This is a genomic window from Alteracholeplasma palmae J233 (assembly GCF_000968055.1).
Taxonomy (GTDB): domain Bacteria; phylum Bacillota_I; class Bacilli_A; order Acholeplasmatales; family Acholeplasmataceae; genus Alteracholeplasma; species Alteracholeplasma palmae.
Genome location: NC_022538.1, coordinates 290566 through 303076 on the forward strand (window position 1 = coordinate 290566; position 12511 = coordinate 303076).

Genomic DNA, 12511 nt, shown 5'->3' on the forward strand with positions numbered 1-12511 from the left:
AAGTGAAAAAAGAAGCAACAACTGATTTTGAAGCGTTAACTGTAACTGCATTAAAGGCACTTGCTAAAGAACGTGGAATATCAGGATATTCAACACTTAAAAAAGCAGAACTTATTGAATTATTAACTTCACAAAAATAATCTAAAAGGGATGCATTCATCCCTTTTATTTACAAAAAAACATAACTATAGGAATCACACAAAATAAGGAGGAAACTAAAATGGCAGTAACTGCACAAATGGTTAAAGAATTAAGAGAAAAAACTGGAGCTGGAATGTTAGATTGTAAAAAAGCTTTAGAAGAAACAAACGGAGATATCACTTTAGCAATCGAATACTTAAGAGAAAAAGGTATTGCTAAAACTGCTAAAAAAGCAGATAGAATAGCTGCGGAAGGATTAACAAACGTAGTTATTTCAAATAACGAAGCAGTAATTTATGAATTAAACTCTGAAACAGATTTCGTATCAAAGAATGCACAATTCTTACAATTATTAGATAATGTTGGAAATATTATACTTTCATCAAAAGCAACAAATACTGAAGAAGCATTAGCTATCGTAGTTGATGGGAAAAATGTTGAAACATTATTAGCTGACGCAACAGCAACTATTGGAGAAAAAATTACTTTAAGAAGAGTTCAAAGAATAGTTAAAACAGATGCACAAGGATTCGGTTCATACAAACATATGGGTGGAAGAATCTCAGTGTTAACATTATTAGATCCAGAAAATGAAGAAGCAGCAAAAGATATAGCAATGCATGTTGCAGCAAACAACCCAAGATTCTTAGATCAATCACAAGTAGATGCAGCAACTTTAGAACATGAAAAACATATCTTAACAGAACAAGCATTAGCAGAAGGAAAACCTGCTAACATCGTTGAAAAAATGATTCAAGGTCGTTTAAACAAATTCTTACAAGACATTTGTTTACTAGATCAACCATTCGTTAAAAATCCAGATATTAAAGTAAGTCAATACTTAAAAGATAGCAAAACTGCTATTGTATCATATGTACGTTTAGAAGTTGGCGAAGGAATCGAAAAGAGATCAGAAAACTTTGCAGATGAAGTAGCAGCACAACTTAAAAAATAATTTTAACGGAGGTATTTTGAAAATGTATAACAGAGTGCTTTTAAAATTAAGTGGCGAAGCATTAAAAGGTGCTAACGCTTATGGAATAGATCCAAAGACTGTAAATGAAATTGCAAAAGAAATCACAGAAATCAAAGATTTAGGTGTTGAAATAGCAATCGTAGTTGGAGCAGGAAATCTTTGGAGGGGAAAAACCGGAGAAGAACTAGGAATGGACCGTGCCCAAGCTGATTATATGGGTATGCTAGGAACCATTATGAATGCACTCGCATTACAAGATGCCTTAGAAGCTGCTGGAACAGCAACAAGAGTTATGACAGCATTACCGATTGCTGCTGTTGCAGAACCTTACATTAGAAGAAGAGCATTACGACACCTTTCAAAAGGACGTGTTATCATATTAGCTGGAGGAACAGGTTCACCATATTTCTCTACAGATACAGCGGCAGCACTAAGAGGTGCTGAATTAGATGTTAACGCAATACTAATGGCTAAAAATGGAGTAGAAGGTGTCTATGATAAAGACCCACGTAAATTTTCAGATGCCCTATTATTAGAAAGATTAAGCCATACACGTATACTTGAAGAAAGACTAGAAGTTATGGACTCAACAGCTGCTTCATTATGCCGTGAAAATAACATTGATATACTCGTTTTTAATATGAATAAACCTGGTAACATGAAAAAAGCTGTTTTAAAAGAAAAAATTGGAACTGTAGTAACAACGGAGGTATAAGCATGACTGAACAAGCTGATTTACTATTAATAGAAATAGAAGAAAAAATGACTAAAAGTGAAGAATCTGCTATTCATGAATTCGCAAATATTAGAACTGGTAGAGCAAATCCTGCTGTTTTAGATAGAATATTTGTTAATTACTATGGAACAGATACACCATTAAGACAAGTGTCTTCAGTAAGCCTTTCAGATTCAAATCAACTCTATATCAAACCATTTGATAGTTCTTTATTATCAAGCATTGAACAAGCAATATTAGCATCTCAATTAGGAGTAACTCCTCAAAATGATGGTGCTGGGATTAGATTAACATTCCCACAACCAACAGAAGAAAGAAGAAGAGCTTTAATTAAAGATGTTGATAAATTAGCTGAGAATGCTAAGGTAGCGATTAGAAATGTTCGTAGAGATGGTAATGATCAAATTAAAAAATTAGAACTTACAGTTGATGATGAAAAAGGATATTTAGAAGATGTTCAAAAATTAACTGATAAATACGTTAAACGTATTGATGAACTTGCAAAAGAAAAGTCAGACGAACTATTAAAAATATAACATTAAATAGAAACCAGTATTTACTGGTTTTTTTCTTTAATTAAACTTAAAAATATAAAAAACACTTATCTAAATAGATAAACCATATATGAAAACTAACAAAAAATGTTATAATATGTAAGACATTATAAAAGTAGATAGATATAAAAGAGGAATAATAAGCATGCTAAAAATAAAGAACATGCCAAAACATGTTGCGATTATCCTAGATGGTAATGGTAGATGGGCTAAAAGAAGAGGTTTACCAAGAACATTGGGACACTATAATGGTGGGCTTAATTTAGCTAAAATAGCAACATATGCGAATGATTTAAACTTAGAACAATTAACAGTATATGCGTTTAGCACTGAAAACTGGAATAGACCTAAAGAAGAAGTAGATTATTTAATGTCTAAACCAATAGAGATGATTCATAAAAATAAAGATAAAATCATCCATTCAAATATCAAAATCAGTTTTGCAGGAAGAAAAGATAGAATTCCAACAGAACTTTTTAAGACTATAGAAGAACTTGAGATAAAAACATCTAAAAACACTGGGCTTAAATTGATTGTTGCATTAGATTATGGAGCTTATGATGAATTACTAACGGCTATTTCTAAGATGAAAGAAATTACACAAGAAGAATTAGAAAAAAATCTAATGATAAAAGAACCTGTTGATCTACTTATTAGAACGAGTGGAGAACAAAGACTTTCTAATTTTTTATTATGGCAAAATGCTTATGCTGAATTTTATTTCACTAAAAAACATTGGCCTTCTTTCAATAAAAGAGAATTGAATAAAGCTTTAAAAACATATAGTAAACGAAATAGAAGATTTGGAGGATTAAATAAATGAAAAAAAGAATTATCACAGGGTTAATAATGCTACTAGTCTTAACACCAATTGTAGCAATTAACTCACCGTCTGTTTTTATTATCTTCCAAATTATGATGGGGCTTTTTGTTTTTGGGGCATCATTAGAGTTTATTAATATGTATGAAAAAGAAAAAAAGATAAGTACCGCAACAAAAGTAGTTATAATTGCTTTAACAGTACTTACCTTTATTAACACTTTTCTAAGTTTAGGAACAGAATGGTCTGCCTTTTCTAATCTTCCTTTAGCATCGTGGAAAATTAATCATATGGCAATCTTAATGTTAACGATTATTTCTCTTTTATCACTTCTAGTTTTTGTAAAAGAATTTACACCTAAAGATGTAGGAAAATCATTAACTATTATTACCTATATTGGTATGGGTTCAGCAGCAATTTCTGCATTACGCTTTTTAGGAGTTAGAGTGATAGTTTATGTTGTGTTGATCAGTACATTTACAGATGTTTTTGCTTATTTTATTGGAATTAAGTTTGGAAAACATAAAATGATTCCCCATATTAGCCCTAAAAAAACTTGGGAGGGTGCAATTGGAGGAACAATCATAGCTACAGTGGTTGCCTCATCTTTTGCAATCTTTTATGGTAAGTTATTTCCTTCAGATATCTTTTTAGGAGAGTGGCTAAATAAAGAAGGTTGGAAAACGATTTTTGATGGTTTTTCTAGTTTAGGACAAAAGCCATTATGGCTACAATTTTTAGTTGTTGTCCCAATAACGTTACTTGGATCTATTGGGGCACAAATTGGTGATTTAGTAGCCTCTAAATTCAAACGTACTTATGAAATAAAAGATTTTGGAACTATCTTTCCTGGACATGGTGGAGTAATGGACAGATTCGACTCAATCTTATTTATATCTTTATTATTTGTTGGAATCATTTTAGGGATTCAAACAATTTTCCCAGTCTAAAAATTAATTACAAAAGGTGGTAGAAAGATGATTATAGTAAATATTATTGCATTTATTTTTGTTTTAGGAATTATTGTACTGATTCATGAAATGGGTCATTTTATCTTCGCTAAAAGAGCAGGAATTTTATGTCATGAGTTTTCCATTGGTATGGGACCAGCACTTTATAAAAAGAAAAAAGGTGAAACAATTTATGCCATAAGAGCTATTCCAATTGGTGGTTATGTAAGTATGGCAGGAGAAAGTACAGAAGATTCCTTGATTAAAGAAGGCATGCAAGTAGGGCTTATTCTAGATGATAGAAACGAAGTAACAGAAATTGTTTTAGATCTTTCGAGAGAAACTCAAGTTTTTGGAGAAGTAAAATCTCTGGATTTATACGGAAAAGAAATGGCTCCACTTTTTATTGAATTAGATAATGGAATAAAATATTCGGTTAAAAGAAATGCAAAGTACTATTTTAAGAAAGACAAAGAATTACAAATAACCCCAGCTGAAAGTAGTTTTGAGACTAAAACATTATGGCAAAGATTTTTAACGATTTTTGCAGGGCCAGCAATGAACTTTGTTTTAGCCTTTATTTTGTATTTGTTAGTGGCACTTATTTCTGGAAAACCTCAAAATACAAATGTTATAGGTAAAACTAATAACAATGAAATTAGAAAAAGTGATCAAATTATACAAATAAATGAAAAGACGATTAGTAACTGGACAGATATTTCTAATGTTTTAGGGACTATTACTACAAATGAAGTAACATATACAATCTTAAGAGAAGAAAAAGAAATTGTCGTTACACAAAAACTGAAAGTTGCTTTACAAACATTCGGAATAGTGGTTAACACAAATGATGAAGGTCTAGTGTTTATTACACAAACCTTTGGACGTGCTGGAAAATCTAAAATCTCAGAAAACGATATTTTAACTAAGGTTAAACTCGGAGATGAAATATTTACTGAAATTACAGTTGAAAAACTGATTGAATTAGCAAACACATCGTCTGGATCAAAAACAATTCAATTGACAGTATTAAGGGGCAATGAGGAAATAGTTTCAAATGAGTATAAAGCACTTAATGCAGATGATATTAAAAAATTAGGAGAATTGCCAGTAGCAACAAGTTTAAATATTAATCCTGAATATAAATTTGATTTAGGATATTCATTAATTAAACCTTTTAAAAATATCGGTTCTGATGTAGGAGAAATGTTTTCTACAATTGGATTATTATTTACACCTCAATCAAGTGTAAAGGTAAGTGATTTATCTGGACCATTAGGTATTTTTAATTTAGTGAGCAATATTACAAGCCAAGGAATTTTAGCTTTAATATCATTCACAGCATTCTTAAGTATTAATATTGGACTTATTAATTTATTACCAATACCTGCACTAGATGGAGGTAGACTAGTATTTTTAGGAATTGAAGCAGTAACTAGAAAAAAAATGAACAGAAAAGTTGAGTACACAATTATTAATGTTGTTTTCGTTTTACTGTTAATATTATTTGTATTTGTTACATTTAATGATATTTTAAGACTAATATAAGCCTAATAAAGCCCTTGAAAGAAAAATCCAAGGGTTTTATTTATAAAAAGATAAATAAAAGCAAAAAGATGTTGACAATCATAAAGACATAAGATACAATATACAAGGTTGCTAACAAAGGACTAAAAAGAAAGACACAAAATCAATAAAAACAATAACAAAGAAAAGAAAAAAAGAAGTAAAAAGTTGTTGACAATAAAAAGATAAAGTGTTAGAATAATAAAGCGCGTTAGAAATAGCGAGCAAGCAATTAAGTCTTTGAAAACTGAATGATGATGAGTAAGGATAACGCGTTATAAAGATAACGCAAAACAAAATGAGTTAAGAAAAACAATTACAAAAATAAATTTTTGGAGAGTTTGATCCTGGCTCAGGATGAACGCTGGCGGCGTGCCTAATACATGCAAGTCGAACGAGAGTACTTGTACTCTAGTGGCGAACGGGTGAGTAACACGTAGGTAACCTGCCCCTAAGACGAGGATAACAGTTGGAAACGACTGCTAAGACTGGATAGGAGTATTTGAGGCATCTTGAATACTTTAAAAGACCTTTGGGTATGCTTAGGGAGGGGCCTGCGGCGCATTAGTTAGTTGGTGAGGTAAAGGCTTACCAAGACGATGATGCGTAGCCGGACTGAGAGGTTGAACGGCCACATTGGGACTGAGACACGGCCCAAACTCCTACGGGAGGCAGCAGTAGGGAATTTTCGTCAATGGGGGAAACCCTGAACGAGCAACGCCGCGTGAACGAAGAAGTACTTCGGTACGTAAAGTTCTTTTATTAGGGAAGAATGGCTGGTGGAAAAACCAGAATGACGGTACCTAATGAATAAGCCCCGGCTAACTATGTGCCAGCAGCCGCGGTAATACATAGGGGGCAAGCGTTATCCGGAATTATTGGGCGTAAAGGGTGCGTAGGCGGTCTATTAAGTCTGAGGTATAAGTGCAGTGCTCAACGCTGTGATGCTTTAGAAACTGATAGGCTAGAGTGAGATAGAGGCAAGTGGAATTCCATGTGTAGCGGTAAAATGCGTAAATATATGGAGGAACACCAGTGGCGAAGGCGGCTTGCTGGGTCTATACTGACGCTGATGCACGAAAGCGTGGGGAGCAAACAGGATTAGATACCCTGGTAGTCCACGCCGTAAACGATGAGTACTAAGTGTTGGAGAAATTCAGTGCTGTAGTTAACGCAATAAGTACTCCGCCTGAGTAGTACGTACGCAAGTATGAAACTTAAAGGAATTGACGGGACCCCGCACAAGCGGTGGATCATGTTGTTTAATTCGAGGATACACGAAAAACCTTACCAGGTCTTGACATACTCTGCAAGTCTATAGAGATATAGAGGAGGCTAACAGATGTACAGGTGGTGCATGGTTGTCGTCAGCTCGTGTCGTGAGATGTTGGGTTAAGTCCCGCAACGAGCGCAACCCTTATTGCTAGTTACCATCATTAAGTTGGGGACTCTAGCGAGACTGCCAGTGATAAACTGGAGGAAGGTGGGGATGACGTCAAATCATCATGCCCCTTATGACCTGGGCTACAAACGTGATACAATGGCTGAAACAAAGGGAAGCGAAAGAGTGATCTGGAGCGAAACCCATAAAAGCAGTCTCAGTTCGGATTGAAGTCTGCAACTCGACTTCATGAAGTTGGAATCGCTAGTAATCGCGAATCAGCAAGTCGCGGTGAATACGTTCTCGGGGTTTGTACACACCGCCCGTCAAACCACGAAAGTCAGCAATACCCAAAGCCGGTGGCCTAACCGTAAGGAGGGAGCCGTTTAAGGTAGGGTTGATGATTGGGGTTAAGTCGTAACAAGGTATCCCTACCGGAAGGTGGGGATGGATCACCTCCTTTCTAAGGAGAAAGGCATTAAAAATGCAACAACCAAATTACTCATCATATTCAGTTTTGAAAGACCTAATAAGTTTTTCAGCAATTAAGATTAGATCTTTGAAAAGTAGATAAAATTCTGTTAAAAGAAAAGAAATATAGGTTAAGGAACAAAGGGCGCACAGTGAATGCCTTGGCACTAAGAGCCGATGAAGGACGCAACTAACAGCGAAATTCCATGGGAAGCGGTAAGTACGCGATGATCCATGGGTGTCCGAATGGGGGAACCCACCATGTGGAAGACATGGTATCCAGCAATGGAAGGGAAACGCAGTGAACTGAAATATCTAATTAGCTGCAGGAAAAGAAAGTAAAAACGATTCTGCTAGTAGCGACGAGCGAACGCGGAGGAGCCAGATACTATAATAGTTACAAAACTTTATGTGAGAAGAATAACTTGGGAAGGTTAACCAAAGAAGGTGAAAGTCCTGTAATCGAAGCGTAAAGACTAGAGTATCAGAAAGTACGGCGAGACACGAGAAATCTTGTCGGAAGATGCGAGGACCATCTCGTAAGGCTAAATACTACTTAGTGACCGATAGTGAACCAGTACCGTGAGGGAAAGGTGAAAAGAACCCCGGGAGGGGAGTGAAATAGATCCTGAAACTGTGTGCTTACAATTAGTCAGAGCCCGTTAATGGGTGATGGCATGCCTTTTGTAGAATGAACCGGCGAGTTACGATATTTAGCAAGGTTAAGCTTGAAGGAGTGGAGCCGAAGCGAAAGCGAGTCTGAATAGGGCGTTAAGTTGAATGTTGTAGACCCGAAACTGGGTGAGCTAGCCATGAGCAGGTTGAAGTTTAGGTAAGACTAAATGGAGGACCGAACCAGGACACGTTAAAAAGTGTTTGGATGACTTGTGGCTAGGGGTGAAATTCCAATCGAACTCAGAGATAGCTGGTTCTCCTCGAAATAGCTTTAGGGCTAGCGTTGAAATGTAAGTTTTATGAAGGTAGAGCACTGAATGTGTGATGGCCCCACCTCGGGGTACTGAACTCAATCAAACTCCGAATGTTATAAAACATGTTCAGCAGTCAGACTACGGGTGATAAGGTCCGTGGTCAAAAGGGAAAGAGCCCAGACCGCCAGATAAGGTCCCAAAATTGATGCTAAGTGGAAAAGGAAGTGGAGATGTCCAAACAACTAGGAGGTTGGCTTAGAAGCAGCCATCCTTTAAAGAGTGCGTAATAGCTCACTAGTCGAATGACTCTGCGCCGAAAATGTACCGGGGCTAAGCATCATACCGAAGCTGCGGATTTAAAAGAAATTTTAAGTGGTAGGGGAGCGTTCTAACAGCGAAGAAGCCATATCGTGAGGAGTGGTGGAGCGGTTAGAAGTGAGAATGCCGGTGTAAGTAACGAAAAGATAGGTGAGAATCCTATCCGTCGAAAACCCAAGGTTTCCAGGGGAAGGTTCGTCCGCCCTGGGTTAGTCGGGTCCTAAGGTGAGGCTGAAGAGCGTAGCCGATGGACAGCAGGTAGAGATTCCTGCACTAGTTTACAAACTGATGGAGTGACAGAGGAGGTTAGCATCGCCCCTTAATGGATTGGGGTAGAAAGACTGAGTCTTGTATGTAGGCAAATCCGCATACTCTAAGGGCAAGGTAAGAAAGTAATGATGACGATATCAAACTCTCGAGAAAAGCTTCTATGGCTAATTTGTAAACTACCCGTACCGTAAACCGACACAGGTGGGTGGGTAGAGTATACTAAGACGCGCGAGAAAACTCTTGTTAAGGAACTCGGCAAAATGACTCCGTAACTTCGGGATAAGGAGGACTTTTAATGAAAAAGAAAAGTCGCAGAGAATAGGCCCAAGCGACTGTTTATCAAAAACACAGGTCTCTGCAAAACCGTAAGGTGAAGTATAGGGGCTGACGCCTGCCCGGTGCTGGAAGATTAAGAGGAGATGTCAACGCAAGTGAAGCATTGAATTGAAGTCCCAGTAAACGGCGGCCGTAACTATAACGGTCCTAAGGTAGCGAAATTCCTTGTCGGGTAAGTTCCGACCCGCACGAAAGGCGTAACGATTTGGGCACTGTCTCAACAAGAGACTCGGTGAAATCAAGCTGCCGGTGAAAACGCCGGCTACCCGCGACAGGACGAAAAGACCCCATGGAGCTTTACTGTAACTTGATATTGACATTGGGTGTAAGATGTACAGGATAGGTGGGAGACTGAGAAATTGGAACGCTAGTTTCGATGGAGTCACCGTTGGGATACCACCCTTCGTGCATCTAGTGTCTAACCCGCGCAAGTGGATTGCGGGGGACAGTGTCTGGTGGGCAGTTTGACTGGGGCGGTCGCCTCCTAAAGAGTAACGGAGGCGCTCGAAGGTTCACTCAGAATGGTCGGAAATCATTCGTAGAGCGTAAAGGCAGAAGTGAGCTTGACTGAGAGACCTACAAGTCGATCAGGGACGAAAGTCGGACTTAGTGATCTTACGGTACCGAATGGAAGGGCCGTGACTCAACGGATAAAAGCTACCCTGGGGATAACAGGCTTATCGCTTCCAAGCGTTCACAGCGACGAAGCGGTTTGGCACCTCGATGTCGGCTCGTCGCATCCTGGAGCTGGAGAAGGTTCCAAGGGTTGGGCTGTTCGCCCATTAAAGCGGCACGCGAGCTGGGTTCAGAACGTCGTGAGACAGTTCGGTCTCTATCCGTCGTGGGCGTTGGAAATTTGAAGGGAGCTGTCCCTAGTATGAGAAGACCGGGATGGACATACCGCTGGTGTACCAGTTGGCCTGCCAGGGCCATAGCTGGGTAGCTATGTATGGAAAGGATAAACGCTGAAAGCATCTAAGCGTGAAGCCTACCTTAAGATGAGATTTCCCAATTAGTAAGATCCCTTATAGACGATGAGGTTGATAGGCTGGGTGTGTAAGTGCCGTGAGGTATTTAGCTGACCAGTACTAATAGATCGAGGACTTAACCTATACTTTTAATAGAATTTATCTAGTTTTGAGAGATGTCTGGTGACGATGGCGAAGTGGAAACACCTGTTCCCATACCGAACACAGCAGTTAAGCACTTCAGCGCCGAAAATAGTACAGTGTGCGAAGATAGGACGTTGCCAGGCAAATCTTAATTTTTATTTTTATAGCAAACTTGTGGAAAACCACACATATTCGCCTACATAGCTCAGTTGGTTAGAGCACCTGACTGTTAATCAGGGGGTCCTAGGTTCGAGTCCTAGTGTGGGCGCCATTTTTTTTATCAAGAGGTAGAATCTGTTAGGATTCTTTTTTTATTTTTAAAGACCTTTTTAAGTTATTTTTATAATTATATAGTATAATGTTTAATAGATAAATGAAATACACAATACATGAAAAGAGAGGTTGTTAGAATGAACTTTATCATTAAAAATGAAGAAATATTTTTATTAGAAAATGAAAAGAAATTAGCGTTAATTACTTTTCCTATTAAAACTAAAGATGTTTACAATATAAATCATGTATTTGTAGACCCTAGCTTACGCGGACAAGGAATGGCTTCTAAAATTATGGAAGCTTTATATAATTATATGAAAGAGCATAATTATAAGGTGATAGCAACCTGCCCTTATGCTGTATCATGGTTTGAAAAAAACCCAGAAAAAAACGATATATTAATAGAAAGTGACGATCCTGTTGTATGCAACCTTTAAAACCATTTTTGATTTTAGTAGCTGGAGGATCTGCGTCTGGAAAAAGTACAGTAGTAAGTAAAATATTAGAAAAAGCTGGACTTGATGATGTTTTAATTATTAAGCATGATGATTATTATAATAATCAGGATGATATGACAATGGATGAAAGATTAAAAGTTAATTATGATCATCCAAATTCTCTTGATGATAAACTTTTATATAAAGATCTTATTGAACTATTAAAAGGAAATGAAATATCAAAACCAACATATGATTTTGTTAATTATACAAGAAGCAAAGAAACTGAAATAGTTAAACCTAAGCCAGTTATTATAGTTGAAGGCATACTTATCTTAACTAACAAAAAAATAAGAGATTTAGCAGATATTAAATTATTTGTTGAGTCAGATGATGATGTTAGATTTATTAGAAGACTTAAAAGAGATTTAGTCGAAAGAGGAAGAAGTTTGGAAAGTATTGTTTCACAATATTTAGAAACAGTTAAACCGATGCATTATGAGTTTGTTAAACCAACAAAAAGATATGCAGATATCATTATTCCTAATGACCAAACACACGATGTTGCAGTTGATGTTATTACTGGTAAAATTAAACAAATTAGTGGGGAAAAGAAATGAAATTAATTATAGCAGCAATGCAAGAAGAAATTAAAGGATACATTAACGGTGCTAAACTGGTTTCAGAAAAGCCATTTTTAGTTTATGAGAAAAAAGATACAATTGCCATTATCTCAGGCATAGGTAAAGTTAATGCGGCAGCTTCTTTAACATATGCTCTTACTAAATATAAAAATATAGACTTGATTATTAACATAGGCTTTGTAGGGGGATATGAACCTCTTGAACAAAAGGACATTGTTATAGTAAAAAATTCAACCTATCATGATTTTGATTTATCTTTCTTTGGATATAAAAAAGGACAAGTGCCAAAGATGCCAGAGTTATTTGAAACAGATACTAAATTCTTAGATAAATTTAAAAACTATAAAAAGGTTTCACTCTATACTGGTGATACTTTTATGACAGAAAAACTTATCACAGAAGATGTTATCATAGCAGATATGGAAGGAACAGCCTACTATCATGTAGCACACTTATTTAATACGCCAATTTTAGCGATTAAAGTCATTTCTGATGTTATTGGTAAAAACAATCAATTAGACGATTACAAGGCATTTGAATCAACTAAACAAGATTATATAGATGATGTTTTAAAAACTATTTTAAAGGAAGTATAAC

The 12511-nt window shown here is 36.5% G+C and carries 10 protein-coding genes, 1 tRNA gene and 3 rRNA genes; all 14 read left to right on the forward strand.

Features of this window, described 5'->3' with window-relative positions:
• Positions 1–2: 2 nt before the first annotated feature.
• Positions 3–140 (forward strand): Rho termination factor N-terminal domain-containing protein, encoded by a 138-nt coding sequence (locus BN854_RS07970; RefSeq protein WP_231854662.1) that lies wholly within the window; start codon positions 3–5, stop codon positions 138–140.
• Positions 141–220: 80 nt separating this feature from the next.
• Complete coding sequence (gene tsf / locus BN854_RS01415; RefSeq protein ID WP_026655661.1) at positions 221–1096, forward strand: translation elongation factor Ts; 876 nt, start codon at positions 221–223, stop codon at positions 1094–1096.
• Positions 1097–1118: 22 nt separating this feature from the next.
• Positions 1119–1832, forward strand: a complete 714-nt coding sequence (gene pyrH, locus BN854_RS01420) for a UMP kinase (RefSeq protein WP_026655668.1) — start codon at positions 1119–1121, stop codon at positions 1830–1832.
• 2 nt (positions 1833–1834) lie between these two features.
• Entirely contained in the window at positions 1835–2389 is a 555-nt protein-coding gene (frr, locus tag BN854_RS01425) for a ribosome recycling factor (RefSeq protein ID WP_026655675.1), read from the forward strand.
• Between the two features lie 163 nt (positions 2390–2552).
• Complete coding sequence (gene uppS, locus BN854_RS01430; protein ID WP_026655683.1) at positions 2553–3230, forward strand: polyprenyl diphosphate synthase; 678 nt, start codon at positions 2553–2555, stop codon at positions 3228–3230.
• The gene (locus tag BN854_RS01435) at positions 3227–4177 is read left to right on the forward strand and encodes a CTP--phosphatidate cytidylyltransferase (protein WP_026655694.1); all 951 of its coding nucleotides are present in this window, start codon (positions 3227–3229) and stop codon (positions 4175–4177) included. Before uppS ends, BN854_RS01435 begins: the two co-directional genes overlap by 4 nt.
• Positions 4178–4204: 27 nt before the next feature.
• The gene (rseP, locus tag BN854_RS07385) at positions 4205–5725 is read left to right on the forward strand and encodes an RIP metalloprotease RseP (RefSeq protein ID WP_026655745.1); all 1521 of its coding nucleotides are present in this window, start codon (positions 4205–4207) and stop codon (positions 5723–5725) included.
• A 347-nt stretch (positions 5726–6072) separates the two neighbouring features.
• Positions 6073–7587, forward strand: a 16S ribosomal RNA gene (locus BN854_RS01445).
• Positions 7588–7724: 137 nt separating this feature from the next.
• Positions 7725–10560: ribosomal RNA gene (locus tag BN854_RS01450) — 23S ribosomal RNA — on the forward strand.
• A 35-nt stretch (positions 10561–10595) separates the two neighbouring features.
• Positions 10596–10703: ribosomal RNA gene (rrf, locus tag BN854_RS01455) — 5S ribosomal RNA — on the forward strand.
• The 16S, 23S and 5S rRNA genes sit together here with 1 tRNA gene alongside, the layout of an rRNA operon.
• 51 nt (positions 10704–10754) lie before the next feature.
• Positions 10755–10831, forward strand: a tRNA-Asn gene (locus tag BN854_RS01460).
• 118 nt (positions 10832–10949) lie between these two features.
• The gene (locus BN854_RS01465) at positions 10950–11270 is read left to right on the forward strand and encodes a GNAT family N-acetyltransferase (protein WP_084600766.1); all 321 of its coding nucleotides are present in this window, start codon (positions 10950–10952) and stop codon (positions 11268–11270) included.
• Positions 11258–11890 carry a uridine kinase gene (gene udk / locus BN854_RS01470; RefSeq protein ID WP_026655751.1) on the forward strand — a complete coding sequence of 211 codons (633 nt, stop codon included), beginning with the start codon at positions 11258–11260 and terminating at the stop codon, positions 11888–11890. Before BN854_RS01465 ends, udk begins: the two co-directional genes overlap by 13 nt.
• A complete protein-coding gene (mtnN, locus tag BN854_RS01475; protein ID WP_026655754.1) occupies positions 11887–12510 on the forward strand; it encodes a 5'-methylthioadenosine/S-adenosylhomocysteine nucleosidase in 624 nt (207 codons plus the stop codon). Before udk ends, mtnN begins: the two co-directional genes overlap by 4 nt.
• Position 12511 lies beyond the last annotated feature (1 nt).